The organism is Streptomyces sp. NPDC087901, assembly GCF_044742205.1.
Lineage (GTDB): Bacteria > Actinomycetota > Actinomycetes > Streptomycetales > Streptomycetaceae > Streptomyces.
On the sequence record NZ_JBIUUC010000002.1, the window covers coordinates 91,984 to 106,422 of the forward strand.

Genomic DNA, 14,439 nt, shown 5'->3' on the forward strand with positions numbered 1-14,439 from the left:
CCACGGCGCCACCCGGAGGCTTATAAGAGGAAGGTGGCCGAGGCGATTCCGGGAATTCCGGGGACTGCCGCCATGGAGGTTTCCCATGTTTCTGACTCCGTCCGACACGGAGAAATTGCTGCTGAGTGTTGCCGGAATGGTTGCCCGTGACCGGCGGGAGCGGGGCGTGCGCCTCAACTACCCCGAGGCCGTCGCACTGCTCGCCTGCTGGGCGATGGAACGGGCCCGCGAAGGGGCTCGCGTCGCCGACCTCATGACCGCGGGCCGATCCGTCCTCACCCGCGCTGACGTGCTCGAAGGCGTCCCGGAGATGCTGCGCGACGTCCAGGTCGAGGCGACCTTCCCCGACGGGCGCAAGCTCGTCACGATCACCTCGCCGATCCCGTGATCCCCGGCGAGATCAGGACCGGATCCGGCATCCTGCACATTAATTCCGACCGGCAGATGATTAAGCTCACCGTGGTGAACGACGGGGATCGTCCCATTCAGATCGGCTCCCATTTTCATTTCTTCGACGTAAATCCCGCACTTTCCTTCGACCGTCCGTCGGCGAGGGGATTCCGGCTCGATATTCCCTCCGGTACGTCGCTGCGCTTCGAGCCCGGCGTCGGCGCGGAGATCACCCTCGTCGCGCTCGGCGGACGCGGGACGGTGCCCGGCATCGTCGTACCCGCCGCGCCTGGGGCCGGCACCGCGGCGAAGGAGGCCGTGTGACATGGCACAACTGACCCGAGCCGCCTATGCGGCGCTCTACGGACCCACCACCGGTGACCGTGTCCGGCTCGCCGACACCGACCTCTGGATCGAGGTCGAGGAGGACCGCTGCTTCGGCGGCGAGGAGGCCGTCTTCGGCGGCGGCAAGTCCATCCGCGAATCCATGGCCCAGGCGACCACCTCGCGCGCCGAGGGCGCCCTCGACCTCGTCATCACCAACGTCGTGGTCCTCGACCACTGGGGCGTCGTCAAGACCGACATCGGTATCCGGGCCGGCCGGATCGTGGCCCTCGGCCGCTCCGGCAACCCCGACATCGCCGACGGGATCCACCCGGACCTCGTCATCGGGCCCGGCACCGACGTCGTCTCCGGCGAGGGCCGCATCCTCACCGCCGGGGCCGTCGACACCCACGTCCACTTCCTCATGCCGGAGACCCTGCACGAGGCCCTGGCCACCGGCACCACGACCGTCATCGGCGGCGGCACCGGAGCCACCGAGGGGTCCAAGGCCACCACGGTCACCCCCGGCGCCTGGAACCTCGCGATGATGCACCGGTCCCTGGACCGCGTCCCGCTCAACGTCATGCTCTTCGGCAAGGGCTCCACCGTCGGCGAGGAGGCCCTGCGCGAGGCGGCGCTCGGCGGAGCGGGCGGCTACAAGGTCCACGAGGACTGGGGCGCCACCCCTGCCGCCATCGACGCCGCACTGAGGGCCGCCGACACCTACGGCCTCCAGGTCGCCCTGCACGGCGACAGCCTCAACGAGGCCGGCTACGTCGAGGGAACCCTCGACGCCATCGCCGGCCGCGGGATCCACGTCTTCCACGCCGAGGGAGCCGGCGGCGGCCACGCACCCGACATCATCACCGTGGCCTCCCACCCCAACATCCTCCCGGCGTCCACCAACCCGACGCTCCCGCACACCGTCAACACCGTCGACGAACACCTCGACATGCTGATGGTCTGCCACCACCTCAACCCGCGGGTGCCCGAGGACCTCGCCTTCGCCGAGTCCCGCATCCGGGCCACCACCATCGCGGCCGAGGACATCCTCCACGACATCGGTGCCCTCTCCATCACCTCGTCCGACGCCCAGGCCATGGGCCGCATCGGCGAGGTCATCTGCCGCACCTGGCAGGTCGCCCACGTCATGAAGCGGCGCTTCGGGGACCGCGGCAGCGCCCTGCCCGCCGACAACGAACGCGCCCGCCGCTACGTCGCCAAGTACACGATCTGCCCCGCCGTCGCCCACGGCATCGACCACGTCGTCGGCTCCGTCGAACCGGGCAAGCTCGCCGACCTGGTGCTCTGGGACCCCGCCTTCTTCGGGATCCGCCCTGCCGCCGTCATCAAGGGCGGCATGGTGGTGTACGCGCCCCTCGGCGACGCCAACGCCGCGATCCCCACCACCCAGCCCGTGCTGCTGCGCCCCACCGCCGCCGCCGAGGCCGCCCCGCACCTGTCCGTCAGCTTCGTCGCCCCGGCCGCCCTGGCCGACGGTCTGGCCGAACGCCTCGGACTCGTACGCGAACTGGTCGCCGTGCGCCCCACCCGCCACCTCACCAAGGCCGATCTGCCGAACAACACCGCGCTCCCGGACATCGAGGTCGACCCGGAGACCTTCGCCATCCGCATCGACGGGGAGCTCGTCGAGCCGTCACCCGCCGCCGAACTGCCGCTGACCCAGCGGTACTCCATGTTCTGATGGCGTCCCTGGCCTCGCTCCTGCTCGGCGACGGACGGCTCCCGGTCGGCGCGTACACCTACAGCGCGGGACTCGAACCGGCCGTGGCCGCAGGCCTCACCCGTGACCGGATCCCCGCGCTCCTGAAGGCCCGGCTCCACACCACCGCCGTCACCGAGGCGGCCGCCGCCGTCCTCGCCCTGCGGGCCGCCGGCCAGGACCCCGTCGACTACGAACCCCTGCAACAGGCCCTCGCGGCGCGGACCCCCGCCGCCCCCCAGCGCGAGGTGTCGGCGGCGCTCGGCCGGGGCGTGCACCGGCTCGCCCGCCGGCTGGCCCCGGACCACTCGGCGGTCACCGCACTGGCGGCCCTGAGCCCCCGGCCGCTGCGGCCGGTCACGCTCGGCGCGCTCGGAGCCGTACTGAAGGTCACCGAGGAGGAACTGGCGCACGCCGTCGTCTACGACGAACTCCAGACCGTCGCCTCCGCCGCCCTGAAACTCCTGCCGGGCGACCCGCTCGACTCGGTCGCCTGGATCCTCGCCGCCGAACCCGAAGCGGTCCGGGCGGTGGCCACCGCCCTTGCCGTACGGAGTCCGGACCGACTGCCCGCCCGTACGGCCCCGCTCACCGAACAGTGGGCGCTCGAACACGCACGACGCGAACGGAGACTCTTCCTTGCCTGACAACGACACCACCCCCGCGCAGCAGCCCAACCCCCACTTCCACGAGCCGCTCAACCAGCCCCGCGCCCTGCGCCTCGGCGTCGCAGGGCCGGTCGGCACCGGCAAGAGCTCCATCCTGGCCACCCCGTGCCGCGAGCTCGCCGGCGAACTCTCCATGGCCGTCGTCACCAACGATATCTACACCGACGAGGACGCCCGCTTCCTGCGCTCGGCGGGCGTCCTGCCCACCGAACGCATTCGCGCCGTCGAGACCGGCGCCTGCCCGCACACCGCGATCCGCGACGACGTCAGCGCCAACCTGGACGCCGTCGAGGACCTGGAGGAGGCGTACGGGCCGCTGGACCTGGTCCTCATCGAGAGCGGCGGCGACAACCTCACCGCCACGTTCAGCCCGGCCCTCGCCGACGCGCAGCTGTTCTGCATCGACGTCGCGGGCGGCGGTGACGTAGCCCGCAAGGGCGGGCCAGGCATCACCGGCGCCGACCTCCTGATCATCAACAAGACCGATCTCGCGCCCCACGTTGAGGTGGACGTGGCAGCCATGGTCGGCGACGCCGAAGCGGCTCGCGGCGGACTGCCCGTGCTCGCCCTCTCGAAGAAGGACCCGGCCTCCATCGCCGAACTCGCCGACTGGGTACGGTCCTTGCTCGCCCGCCACCGCACCGGCTCCCATGTCCCCACCGACCCCGGCCCGATGGCGCCCCCACAGCCACAGCCACCCGTGAACGAACCGGCCGTCGTCGCCGTCGAGCGGGACCCCTCGGGCCGCCATCTGGCGCGCGAGCTGAGGCCCGGCGCGTTCCTCGCGCCCCGCCCCCTGATGCCGGAGCCCGACCGGATGCGGATCGCCCTGGTCGGCACCCGGGCCGGGCTGCTGGCCGGTGACGACCTCGGGCTGCGGATCTCGGTCGGTCCCGGCGCGCGCCTGGAGCTCGTCGAGCCGGCCGGTCTCGTCGCCTACGACCACCGCGGCGGGAGCTCCCGCTGGCAGGCCCGCGTCGACATCGCCGAGGGGGGCGAACTCCTGTGGAACGGGCTGCCGTTCGTCGTCTCCGGGGGAGCGGACGTCGTCCGCGCGATGGATGTACGGCTGGCCGCCGGGGCCCGGATGCTGTGGCGCGACACCCTGGTCCTCGGTCGCTCCGGTGAACGCGGCGGGAGATTGCGGGCCACGACCCGGGTGACGTACGACGGCCGGGAACTCCTCGTGGAGGACCTCGACCTGACCGACCCCGAACTGCGCGAACTGCCGGGCGTTCTGGGCCCCCACCGCGTCATCGGCGCCGTCACCGCACTCGGCGCGAGCCCGGCGGGCCCGCCGCACCCCTATCGCGCCGACCTGGCGGGCCCGGGTGCGCAGGTGCGGCTGCTGGACACGGTCGCCCCGTCCGTCGAGGCGGAGCTGACCGCGGTCTGGGAGTCCTGGCTCACTTGATATGCACCATACATATAGAATGTATGGTGCATGGAGAGGCGCGGGGTGGGGGTGCGGCGCCGGAAACAGCGAGTCGGAGGTACAGCGCAATGACACTGGAGAACAAGGTCGCCGTCGTCACCGGAGGAGCGTCGGGCATCGGTGAGGCCGTCACCCGGGTCTTCGTCGAGCGGGGCGCCCGGGTCGTGGTCGTCGACCTTCAGCAGGAGGCGGGCGACGCCGTCGTGGCCGACCTCGGTGACGCGGTGGCGTTCCTCCGGGGCGACGTCTCCGACCGGGCGGTGGCCGACCTGGCGGTGGCCACGGCCGTCGAGCGTTTCGGCGGGCTGGACATCCTGGTGAACAACGCCAGCGCCTCACGCGTACGGCCCTTCACCGAGCAGACCGAGGACGACTGGAAGCTCGCCCTGGACTCCGGCCTCTTCGCCACCCGCAACTTCATGCTTGCCGCGTACCCCGAGCTCCGCAAGAGCCAGGGCGCGGTGATCAACTTCGGCTCGGGCGCGGGCATCGACGGACAGCCGAACCAGGCCTCGTACGCCGCCGCGAAGGAAGCGATCCGCGGACTGAGCCGGGTCGTCGCCAACGAGTGGGCGGCCGACCGGATCCGGGTCAACGTCGTCGCGCCGATGGCGAAGACCGCAGGCGTCGCCGCCTGGGCCGAGGCCAATCCCGAGCAGTACGCCCTCTCCGCCGCCAAGGTCCCGCTCGGCCGCTTCGGTGACCCGCGCACGGACGTCGCCCCCGTCGTCGCGTTCCTGGCGAGCGACGACGCCCGTTACATCACCGGCCAGACCCTGATGGCCGACGGCGGCGCGATCAAGCTCCGCTGACCGTGTCCGGGGCCCCCGTTGCCGCCGCCCGGCGGCCGCGGGCCCCGGCGCGCATCACGACCGCCGCGCACACCAGCGCCGGAGCCGCCGCCAGCGCGAAACACAGGGCGAGCGGCAGCCGGTCCACGAGCAGTCCGACCGCGGCGGTGCCGCCCGAGGACCCGGCGTTGAACGCCGTATTGACCCAGGCGCCCGCCTGGGTGCGCCGGTCGGCGCCCACGGACTCGTCGGCGATCAGATACGCGGTCGTGAGCGCCGGGGCGACGAAGAGCCCGGCGACCGCGGCGACGGCGACCAGCACGTACAGGTGCGGCGACACCCCGGCCACCATCAGCGCAGCGCCCAGCACGGCGGCCGTCACCGGCAGCCGCACCCTGCTCGCGGACTTCCACCGGACCGCCCCGTAGGCCAGACCGCCGACGGCGCTCCCGGCCGAGAGCGCGGCCAGCACCCAGGACACGGCCGCCGGCTGCTGGAGCCGCTCCGTGAAGGCCACCACCAGCAGATCGAGCGCCCCGAGGCAGAGCCCCACGGAGGCCGTCACCAGCACCGCGTGCCGCAGGGCGGCGACGCCGTGCAGCCGAAGCCGGGGCGCGGCGGGCGCGCCGGCCGGGGCCTGCGCCTTGCGCTCGCGGGACACGGCCGGCGACGACACCAGTGCCACCGCACCCACGAACACCAGCACGGCGCCGGCCAGCACGCCGGCCGCGGGCCGGCCCGCCCGCACGATCACGCCGACCAGCAACGGACCGGTGACGTACAGCAGTTCCTCGGCGACACCGTCCAGGCTGTACGCGCGCCGGAGCAGATCCCGGTCCGGGACGAGGCCGCTCCACAGCGCCCGCATGACCGGACCCAGCGGCGGAGTGCACGCACCCGCCGTCACGGCGAGCCCGCCCAGGACGAGAGGCGGCGCGCCCGGACGCCAGGTGGCCAGGGCGATCACGGTGAGCAGCGCCGCGTACAGCCCCGCCATGGGCGGCAGGACACGCCGCGGCCCGTGCCGGTCGATCAGGGCTGCACGGGCGGGGGAGAGGGAGACACTCGCGGCCCCGAACAGGGCCATGGCACCTCCGGCGACGGAGTAGGAGTCGGTGGCGTCCTTGATCGCGAGCAGGAGGGAGAGGGGCACGATGCCGTACGACAACCGCCCCAGCAACGCGGCGGCGAAGGTGCGCGCGGCATGGGGGGTCCGTAGGACAGCGGCGTACGAAGGCGCGCGCGAGGGCGCGGAAGAAGGCGTGAGCACGATGACGATTCCTCGTGAGGGCAGCGCGGGAACGCGGCGCTGCGGGCATGCGGGGACACCGGAGTGCCGCACCCGGGACAGCGGGTGCGGTCAGTGCGGGGTCCTACGCACGAGGAAGAGACATGCGGGCAAATTAGCAGAGGGGGTGGCGCGGCGGCAGGGGCCCTATCCGGTGATGTCCGGATTGGCCGCCAGGATGTCCTCGGCGGCCGTCCACAGCCGGGGCAGGAACCGGGTGACCTCCTCGCGACGGGCCAGGATGTCCGCGGTGCCGGTGATTCCGGTGAGTTCGGCCACGGCCGCCTCGAACGCGGGCAGCCGCGCGGCGTGCAGCGCCGGGTCGTCCGCGGCCAGCACCGTGTGGCAGCGGGCGAACGTCGCGACGGTCCAGAAGACCGCCTCGCGGTGCTCGCCCCGGTCCAGGAGCTCCAGGCTGCCGTCGACGGCGATGGGGCGCGCCTGCTCGGTGAGATCGCTGCTGAAGAAGAACGGGGTGCGCGCCACCGGGACCGTGGCGTCGAACGTCCGCGCCAGCTCGGCCACATGGTGCCGCACCCGCCGCTCGGACACGTCGGCGCAGCCGAGGAGCTCCAGTAGCTCCCGGTACAGCTCCGGCTGCCCGTACCCGCTGAGCACTTCGCGCACAGCCCGGTAGCGCAGCCGGACGGTGGGGTTGCGCAGCGCTGCGACGAGCAGGACGTGCGTGGTGACCCCGGTGGGGAACATCCAGGTCGGCACCTGCTCGTGGAAGGGGGCGGACGCGTCGAACGCGGCGAGCCGGCTCTCGACGCGGTGCCGGGCGTCCAGACAGCGTCGCCGGACCCGGGTCCGCTCGGCGAAGCGGGGTGCGACGGCCGCGTACAGGGCACGCAGCGCGCCGGTGGGATCGTCGATCACCGTGTCGACGCGGAAACTGCCCGCCAGGTGGTACGAGGAGAGCACGGTCTCCGCGTCGCCGAGTTCCGCCAGCGGCACATAGGTGATCTCCAACAGGGCTTTCTCGTAACGGAGTTTGCCGGGCTTGGCCGGCGGATCGTCCGCCTCCGTGACGACCACGACGTCGACGTCGGACGAGGGTGCCAGCTCGGCGTCGTCCGGCCGGCCGACCGTCGAACCGCTGAAGTACGCCCCGCGGTATCCGGGGGCGGAGCGGGCGTGGGCGGACACCCAGCGGACTGCGGCGGCGCGTGCCGCTCCGACTCTCACGTGCGCAACTCCTCAAGGGCGGGGCCGAAGGGCGGGCTCCGGGCGCCGCCCCTTCCCCGACTCCTACGGGGTGCGCCCGCCGTTCGTCAAGCGGTGCCTTCGCTTCCCGCGTCCGCGCACCGACGCCGGGTATGGTCGGTTTCGTTCCGCAGACCCGTTCCCGATGCCCCCGGTGAGGTTCGCGATGAGAAAGATCATCTACTCCATGTCGATCTCCCTCGACGGTTTCATCGAGGGCCCGGACCGGGACATCAGCTGGCACCGGGTCGACGACGAACTGCACCGCTACTTCAACGAGCGGATCGCCGCGATGGGCGGCTTCCTCCACGGGCGGGTCGTCCACGAGCTGATGGCGGACTTCTGGCCCACCGCCGACCAGGACCCGGCCAACGCCGGGCCGATGGCCGAGTTCGCCGTCATCTGGCGGAACATGCCGAAGTACGTCTACTCCCGGACGCTGGAGCGGGCCGACTGGAACACCACCGTCGTGCACGACGTCGTCGCCGACGAGGTCAGGGCGCTGAAGGAACAGCCCGGCGGCGATCTGGCGGTCGGCGGCGCCGACCTCGCCGCGTCCTTCGCGGCGCTCGGGCTGATCGACGAGTACTGGGTCTACGTCCACCCGGTCCTCATCGGCCGGGGGAAGCCCATGTTCCCGTCGACGGACACCATCACCGCACTCCGGCTCGCGGGAACCCGGACCTTCGGCAACGGGGTCGTGGAACTGCGGTACGAGCACGCCGAAACGTCCTCGCGGGACTGAGCGTCGCGGGCGTATGGTCGTGGCCGGTCCGGACCGGCGAAGGGAAGCACATGGCACTGGAGGCCGACGACCGCCTGGCGGTCATGGAGGTGATCGCCCTGCACGGGCACCTGGTCGACGAAGGTGAACTCCACCGGCTGGAGGAGCTGTTCACCGACGACATCGTCTATGACGTCACGGACCTCGGCCACGGATCGCTGACCGGGGTGGACGCCTTCCGGGATGCCGCGCTCGCCATGGGCGCACTCAACCCGGTCGGGCACCACGTCACGAACATCGTGCTCACCGACCTCGGCGACGGCCGGGTGGCCGCCCGCTCCAAGGGCATCGGCATCAACGCCGACGGCACCAGCGGCAGCGTCACGTACGAGGACATGGTCGTGCGGGGCGACCGGGGCTGGCGCATCAGCTACCGCAAGGTCATCGCCCGGCGCACACCCCTCAGCGCCCCGTGAGGCGCCCGCCGGGTGGCGGGCGCCTCCGGCAGGGCGTCTAGGCCTCCAGCAGCCCCGAGGTGTCGAGCACCTGACGGATCGCCCGGCCCGAGGCCAGCTCCTCCATCGCGTGGTTGACCTCGTCCAGCGGAAGCGTTCCGGTGTGCATCTCCTCCACCGGCATCAGTCCCGCCCGCCACAGATCCAGGAAGCGCGGGATGTCCCGGCGCGGGACCGCGTCGCCCATGTACGAGCCCAGCAGGGACTTGCCCTCGCCCGCGAAGGCCAGGGCCGGGACCTCCAGGACGCGGTCGGGGGCGGGCAGGCCCACCGAGACGACCTTGCCGCCGCGGGCCACGGCTGCCAGGCACTCGGCCATGACCTTCGGGCTGCCCACGGCCTCCACCGCCACCTCCGCCCCGCCGGACGTCAGTTCGCGGATCGAGCCGAGTGCCTCGTCGGGGGCGTACGTGTGGGTCGCGCCCAGCCGCAGGGCCAGCGCGCGCTTCTCCGGGACCGGGTCGACGGCGACGATCGGGTACGCGCCGGCCGCCCGTGCCCCCAGCACAGCCGAAAGGCCCACGCCGCCCAGCCCGTAGACCACCGCCGACTGGCCGGGGCGCAGGGCGGCCGTGTTGATGACCGCGCCGGCGCCCGTCAGGACCGCGCAGCCGAACATCGAGGCCACGGTGAACGGGATGTCGCGGGGGATCGGCACCACGGACTCCTGGGCCACCACCGCGTGCGAGGAGAACGCCGAGACGCCCAGCTGGTGGTGGACGGTGGCGCCGGAGGCGTCGGTCAGCAGCGACGGGCCGTGCAGCAGGGCGCCGGACCCGTTCGCCGCCGCGGCCTGCGCGCACAGGGCGGGGCGGCCCGCCGCGCAGTCGGCGCAGAAGCCGCAGCTCGGCACGAAGACGAGGGCGACATGGTCGCCGGGGGAGATCCGGTGGACGCCGGGTCCGGTCTCCTCGACCACGCCGACCGCCTCGTGGCCCAGGGCCATCGGCAGCGGCCGGACCCGGTCGCCGTTGACGACGGACAGGTCCGAGTGGCACAGGGACGCGGCCGCCACCCGGACCAGGACCTCACCCTCGCGCGGGGCGCCGAGGTGCAGCTCCTCCACCTCGACCGGACGGGTCTCCGCGTACGGCCGGGCGGTCGATATCCCGCGCAGGACCACGGCCCGGGTCCTCATGCGGTCACCTCGTCGCGCGGCGCGCAGCGCAGGACGTCGCGGCTCTCCAGGAGCGGGACGACCTTGCCGAGCACGATCTCCTGGAAGTGCGGGGTCGCGCAGTGCGCGGTGAAGTCGGCCTCGGTCACGTACTCCTCGTAGAGCACGACCGCCCGAGGGTCCTCGGTGCCCTGGTGGACCCGGTAGGCGAGGTTGCCGGGCTCCTCGCGGGAGGCGGCGGCCATGGTGTCGAGGAGCGGGAGGACGGTGTCCTGCTCGCCCGGCCTGGTGCGGTAGCGGGCTACGACTACGTATGTCACGTCGGTACTACTCCTGGGGTGGGACTGGCCTCTTGAGCGCGGCCGGCGGGACCGGCGGAAGCTGGTCGCGGCGCAGATGCCAGAGGCGGGGGTCGGACGTGGCGGCCGCGGCCGACCCGAGGGCCAGCGCGAGCGCCACGTCCGCGGGGCACTCCACGAAGCCCGCGGCCACCGACGGGGACATCGCGCGCTGGGCCTGCGCGCTCATCCGGGCGATGATCGGGGCGGGCATGACTTCGACCAGGTCCGGCGCCCCGCGCGAGATCGCGTCCGTGGAGCGGCGCAGATTGGACCGGTCGGTGACGAACACCTTCATCATCGTCAGCAGGCCGAGCGGGCGGCCCTTCTCTATGAGCGAGAGCCGGGTGCTGACCACGCCGTGCGCGCCCATGTTCTTGATGAACTCCAGCGCGCCCCGGTCCTGCGCGAGACCGGGGCTGCTGTCCACGTTCACGAACACGAGCTTGCCCGCCCGGACCAGCGCCGGTACGACCTGGGGCAGTTGCCCCACCGCGAACGAGGCGAGGATGCACACCTTGGCCGGTGCGGTCAGGAACTGCCGCAGCGGCTGGGTGCCGACGACCGACGCGATCACGGGCACCTCGGCGAACGCCGCGGTGAGCCGGGGATCGAGCGGTGCGGCGGAGCGGGACGGGGAAGGGGGCATGGCGGGGTCCGGACCTGACTGGGAGGGGTTCGTTGCTGCTGGGTCAGTTCAGCGGAGACGTACCGAATCGGCTGGGAAGGCCCAGTTTGCCAGGGTTGAGAATGCCGGCCGGGTCCAGGGCCGCCTTCACCGCGACGAACGTCGCGAAGCCCGCGCCCAGGGATTCCTCCAGGTAGGGGCCGCGCAGCAGCCCGCAGCCGTGGTGGTGGCTGAGTGCGGCCCGGTGCTTGACGAGTACGCCGTTGGCGGCGTCCCACACCGAGCGGTACCAGTCGCGCCGTGCCTCGGGCGCCACTTCGCCGCGCAGCGAGAAGTAGACGCAGGCACCGTCGGTGTACGCGTGGGACTGGTGGGCCGAGGCCGCCAGGGTGCCCTCCACCGACTGGATCGCGGCGACGACCTCGTCGTAGATCACCGGGAGGGCGGCCCAGGAGGCCGCCATCTCCAGGGTGTCGGCGACGAAGCCGGGACCCGGCTTGAAGCCGTCGGCGGACTTGCCGACGATCATCCGCTCGTCCAGCCAGCGCTCGAAGACCGCCTTGGAGTCCAGCTCGGGGCCGTACGCGGAACAGACCTCGGCCGCCACCTTGATCGAGGCGTCCACGATCGCCGGGTCGCCCTCGTCGGCGATCAGCAGGAGATTGGTCTCCGGGTGGCCGAAGTGGGTGCCCGACTCCAGGGCGTCGTACAGCCGCAGTACGGCCGGGGTCGCACCGCGCTGCATGATCTTGCGGCAGGCGTCCAGGCCCTCGGCGAAGGTCTCGAAGCCGAACGCGACGGCGTTCGCGTACTCCGGCAGCGGGTGGACGCGCAGCCGGGCCGAGACGATGACACCGAGGGTGCCCTCGGAGCCGATGAACAGCTGGCGCAGGTCCGGGCCGACGGCGGCACGGGCGTAGTCGCCGTACGTGGCGCGGGTGCCGTCCGCGTGGATCACGTCCACGCCCACGACCATGTCCTCGATCTTGCCGTAGCGCGTCGAGAGCTGACCGGCGCCGCGGCAGGCGATCCAGCCGCCGACCGTGGAGACGGCGAATGCGGACGGCCAGTGGCCGGTCGTGACGCCGTACTCCTCCTGGAGCTGCTTCTCGAAGAGGTCGCCGAACATGCCGGCCTGGACGTCCACCACGTTCGACTCGGCGTCGAAGCCGGTGATCTCGTTCAGCGCGCACACGTCCAGGACGACGCCGCCGAAGACGGGCAGTGCCGCACCCGTGACGTTCGAGCGGCCCGCGGACGGGGTGACCGGGATGCCCGCCGCGTGGCAGATCCGCAGCACGGCCGCGATCTGGTCCGCGTCGGCCGCCTCGACGATCACGGCGTCCGGCGTCGCGGGACGGCCCTCGGTCTCGCCGATCATCGAACCGGCCCACCAGTCACGGGTCCTGGTGACGACCTCGTCGCGCTCCACGTGCACGGCGTGCGCGGCCTCGCGCAGCGCCTCGATCACGGCATCGGGGACCTCGACCGGGTTGACCTGGAGCGCGGCCTCGCCGTCGCCGATGGGGGTGTTCTGCGCCCACTTGGCGAAACTGGGGGCGCCGATCGTGTAGTTGCCCCGGTTGAACGGGTGGGTGATGGTCTGACGGCTGATCATGCTGCTGCCCCTTCGAGGAGTACGGACTTTTCGTGACGGACGGCCGCGAGGTAGTCGGAGACGGAGCGCTCCACCTCGGCCTCCGAGAGGTTCAGTTCGCGGCCGAGGATCGCGCCGACGGCGCCCGCCGCGTCGGCGGACGCGTCCCGGGCGAAGAGCCGGGCGCGCATCCGGCGGGAGAGGACGTCGTCGACCGAGCGGGCGAGCTCCGCGCGGGCCGCGTAGACGACCTCGGCCTTCGTGTACGGGAGTCCCGCGACGATGGGCTCGGCCAGTGTCGGGTCCTCCTGGATCAGGTCGCCGACGAAGCGCGCCTCGGTACCGAAGCGCTCGCCCAGATGGGCGGCGATCCCGCCGGACGCGGCCACGGCCTCGGCGTCGTATCCGGCGCCGCCGAGCAGCGGAAGGTCGCTGGTGCGGCTCTTCCCCCTGCGGCCGAGGACCGTCATCACCTTGTCGATGACCAGCTCGCCCATGTGCCGGCTGGTGGTGAGCTTGCCGCCGGTCACCGTCACCATGCCGGTGCGGCCGATGCTGATGTGGTGGTCGCGCCGCATGTCGAGCGTCGCGCCCTCCTTGCCGCCGACCAGCGGACGCAGCCCGCCGATGGAGCCGACCACGTCGTCCGGGGTGAGCTTCCCCTCGAAGGCGGTGTTGGCGCCCTCCAGCAGGAAGTCCATCTCCTGGCGCGTGCAGTGCACGTCGTCGGGAGAGCCCTGGTAGTCCTCGTCCGTGGTGCCCAGCACGACGCTGTTGCCCCAGCGGGTGCACGTCGCGCGGCGGGCCCGGCCCGGGATCGGCACGGTGACCGTGCAGTTGATCCGTACCTTGTCCCACGGCACCACGATGTGCACGCCCTTGGCCGGGCGCACCTGAGGCCGGTGGCCGTCGACGGCCTTCGCGTCCAGCTCGTCGGTCCACACCCCGGTGGCGTTGACGACGGCCCGCGCACGGATGTCCACGCTGTCGCCGTCCACCTCGACCCGGGCCCCGGCCACCTTGCCGGACTCCATCAGCAGACCCTCGGCCTTCGCCCCGTTGAGGACCGTCGCACCGAGCGCCGCGGCGGTCCGCACGATGGTCAGGACGAGTCGGGCGTCGTCGGTCCGGGCGTCGAAGTACATCAGTCCGCCCTTGAGGTTCTCCGCACGCAGCGTCGGCGCCTGCGCGAGGACCTCCGGGACCGTCAGGCGCTGGTGGAGCTTGCCGATCCGCCAGCCGCCGACCAGGTCGTACGTCCACAGCAGACCCTCGAAGCCCTTGGCGAGGCGGGCGTCGAAGATGCCCTCCTTCTCCAGGATCGGGAAGAGGAACGGCAGCCGGTGCACCAGGTGCGGGGCGTTCTTGCGGAAGCGGTGCCGCTCCAGGAGCGAGTGGCGTACGAGATTGACGTTGCCCTGCTCGATGTAGCGCAGACCGCCGTGCACCATCTTCGAGGACTTCGACGACGTACCGGAGGCGAAGTCGTCCTTCTCGACGAGCGCCGCGCGCAGCCCGCGCGAGGCGGCGTCCAGCACGGCGTACGCCCCGGTGATGCCGCCGCCGATGACGAGGACGTCGTACGTGTCGTCGGCCAGCCGCCGCTTGGCCGCCGCGCGGTCGAGCAGCAGGGGCGTCCGGCGGGTCGCCGCGGCACTGCGCCGCGGTTTCCGGGCGGGCATGGTGATCACAACA

Annotated in this window: 15 protein-coding genes and 1 pseudogene; 9 read left to right on the forward strand and 7 right to left on the reverse strand. The window is 72.4% G+C overall.

All coding sequences use genetic code 11. The annotated features are described in order from the left end of the window. The first annotated feature begins 85 nt into the window (after positions 1-85). The 7 genes and pseudogenes from ACIOEW_RS05970 to ACIOEW_RS06000 all read left to right on the forward strand — a co-directional run bounded on the left by ACIOEW_RS05970 (position 86) and on the right by ACIOEW_RS06000 (position 5,352). Positions 86-388: an urease subunit gamma gene (locus ACIOEW_RS05970; RefSeq protein WP_362557614.1), complete on the forward strand. Its 303-nt coding sequence runs from the start codon at positions 86-88 to the stop codon at positions 386-388. Then, positions 385-714 carry an urease subunit beta gene (locus tag ACIOEW_RS05975; RefSeq protein ID WP_362557616.1) on the forward strand — a complete coding sequence of 110 codons (330 nt, stop codon included), beginning with the start codon at positions 385-387 and terminating at the stop codon, positions 712-714. The genes ACIOEW_RS05970 and ACIOEW_RS05975 overlap by 4 nt, the downstream gene beginning before the upstream one ends. Position 715: 1 nt before the next feature. After that, entirely contained in the window at positions 716-2,419 is a 1,704-nt protein-coding gene (locus ACIOEW_RS05980; RefSeq protein ID WP_362557617.1) for an urease subunit alpha, read from the forward strand. Beyond that, positions 2,419-3,084, forward strand: coding sequence for an urease accessory protein UreF (locus ACIOEW_RS05985; RefSeq protein WP_401961712.1), 666 nt, complete (start codon positions 2,419-2,421; stop codon positions 3,082-3,084). Before ACIOEW_RS05980 ends, ACIOEW_RS05985 begins: the two co-directional genes overlap by 1 nt. After that, a pseudogene (gene ureG / locus ACIOEW_RS05990) lies at positions 3,077-3,809 on the forward strand (urease accessory protein UreG). Before ACIOEW_RS05985 ends, ureG begins: the two are co-directional and overlap by 8 nt. Beyond that, positions 3,806-4,519 (forward strand): urease accessory protein UreD, encoded by a 714-nt coding sequence (locus ACIOEW_RS05995; protein WP_401961715.1) that lies wholly within the window; start codon positions 3,806-3,808, stop codon positions 4,517-4,519. Before ureG ends, ACIOEW_RS05995 begins: the two are co-directional and overlap by 4 nt. 89 nt (positions 4,520-4,608) lie before the next feature. After that, the gene (locus ACIOEW_RS06000; protein ID WP_401961718.1) at positions 4,609-5,352 is read left to right on the forward strand and encodes an SDR family NAD(P)-dependent oxidoreductase; all 744 of its coding nucleotides are present in this window, start codon (positions 4,609-4,611) and stop codon (positions 5,350-5,352) included. Here the strand turns inward: ACIOEW_RS06000 and ACIOEW_RS06005 are convergent. Both ACIOEW_RS06005 and ACIOEW_RS06010 read right to left on the reverse strand, forming a co-directional pair. Continuing rightward, complete coding sequence (locus ACIOEW_RS06005) at positions 5,339-6,604, reverse strand: MFS transporter (RefSeq protein ID WP_401962941.1); 1,266 nt, start codon at positions 6,602-6,604, stop codon at positions 5,339-5,341. The genes ACIOEW_RS06000 and ACIOEW_RS06005 overlap by 14 nt on opposite strands. 162 nt (positions 6,605-6,766) lie before the next feature. After that, positions 6,767-7,807, reverse strand: coding sequence for a hypothetical protein (locus tag ACIOEW_RS06010; protein WP_401961721.1), 1,041 nt, complete (start codon positions 7,805-7,807; stop codon positions 6,767-6,769). Between the two features lie 184 nt (positions 7,808-7,991). Here ACIOEW_RS06010 and ACIOEW_RS06015 point away from each other — a divergent pair, with 184 nt between their 5' ends. Together ACIOEW_RS06015 and ACIOEW_RS06020 are read left to right on the forward strand one after the other, a co-directional pair. Further along, the gene (locus ACIOEW_RS06015; protein ID WP_362557628.1) at positions 7,992-8,570 is read left to right on the forward strand and encodes a dihydrofolate reductase family protein; all 579 of its coding nucleotides are present in this window, start codon (positions 7,992-7,994) and stop codon (positions 8,568-8,570) included. A gap of 50 nt (positions 8,571-8,620) precedes the next feature. Next, on the forward strand, positions 8,621-9,025 hold the full coding sequence (locus ACIOEW_RS06020; RefSeq protein ID WP_362557630.1) for a nuclear transport factor 2 family protein: 405 nt from the start codon (positions 8,621-8,623) through the stop codon (positions 9,023-9,025). 37 nt (positions 9,026-9,062) lie between these two features. Here the strand turns inward: ACIOEW_RS06020 and ACIOEW_RS06025 are convergent, their stop codons facing one another. The 5 genes from ACIOEW_RS06025 to ACIOEW_RS06045 are packed head-to-tail and all read right to left on the reverse strand — an operon-like array spanning position 9,063 to position 14,435. After that, positions 9,063-10,202, reverse strand: a complete 1,140-nt coding sequence (locus tag ACIOEW_RS06025; RefSeq protein ID WP_401961725.1) for a zinc-binding dehydrogenase — start codon at positions 10,200-10,202, stop codon at positions 9,063-9,065. Next, positions 10,199-10,501, reverse strand: coding sequence for a putative quinol monooxygenase (locus ACIOEW_RS06030; protein ID WP_401961728.1), 303 nt, complete (start codon positions 10,499-10,501; stop codon positions 10,199-10,201). Before ACIOEW_RS06030 ends, ACIOEW_RS06025 begins: the two co-directional genes overlap by 4 nt. 7 nt (positions 10,502-10,508) lie before the next feature. Beyond that, complete coding sequence (locus ACIOEW_RS06035) at positions 10,509-11,168, reverse strand: glycerol-3-phosphate responsive antiterminator (RefSeq protein ID WP_401961731.1); 660 nt, start codon at positions 11,166-11,168, stop codon at positions 10,509-10,511. A 43-nt stretch (positions 11,169-11,211) separates the two neighbouring features. Next, on the reverse strand, positions 11,212-12,765 hold the full coding sequence (locus ACIOEW_RS06040) for an FAD-binding oxidoreductase (protein WP_401961734.1): 1,554 nt from the start codon (positions 12,763-12,765) through the stop codon (positions 11,212-11,214). Then, entirely contained in the window at positions 12,762-14,435 is a 1,674-nt protein-coding gene (locus ACIOEW_RS06045; RefSeq protein ID WP_401961736.1) for an FAD-dependent oxidoreductase, read from the reverse strand. Before ACIOEW_RS06045 ends, ACIOEW_RS06040 begins: the two co-directional genes overlap by 4 nt. Positions 14,436-14,439 lie beyond the last annotated feature (4 nt).

What these genes read in the sequence shown, in the direction of transcription:
- ACIOEW_RS05970 (WP_362557614.1), top strand. Translation starts at nt 86, where the DNA reads ATGTTTCTGACTCCGTCCGACACGGAGAAATTGCTGCTGAGTGTTGCC.
- ACIOEW_RS05980 (WP_362557617.1), top strand. Translation starts at nt 716, where the DNA reads ATGGCACAACTGACCCGAGCCGCCTATGCGGCGCTCTACGGACCCACC.
- ACIOEW_RS05985 (WP_401961712.1), top strand. Translation starts at nt 2,419, where the DNA reads ATGGCGTCCCTGGCCTCGCTCCTGCTCGGCGACGGACGGCTCCCGGTC.
- ACIOEW_RS06000 (WP_401961718.1), top strand. Translation starts at nt 4,609, where the DNA reads ATGACACTGGAGAACAAGGTCGCCGTCGTCACCGGAGGAGCGTCGGGC.
- ACIOEW_RS06015 (WP_362557628.1), top strand. Translation starts at nt 7,992, where the DNA reads ATGAGAAAGATCATCTACTCCATGTCGATCTCCCTCGACGGTTTCATC.
- ACIOEW_RS06020 (WP_362557630.1), top strand. Translation starts at nt 8,621, where the DNA reads ATGGCACTGGAGGCCGACGACCGCCTGGCGGTCATGGAGGTGATCGCC.
- ACIOEW_RS06025 (WP_401961725.1), bottom strand. Translation starts at nt 10,202, where the DNA reads ATGAGGACCCGGGCCGTGGTCCTGCGCGGGATATCGACCGCCCGGCCG.
- ACIOEW_RS06035 (WP_401961731.1), bottom strand. Translation starts at nt 11,168, where the DNA reads ATGCCCCCTTCCCCGTCCCGCTCCGCCGCACCGCTCGATCCCCGGCTC.
- ACIOEW_RS06040 (WP_401961734.1), bottom strand. Translation starts at nt 12,765, where the DNA reads ATGATCAGCCGTCAGACCATCACCCACCCGTTCAACCGGGGCAACTAC.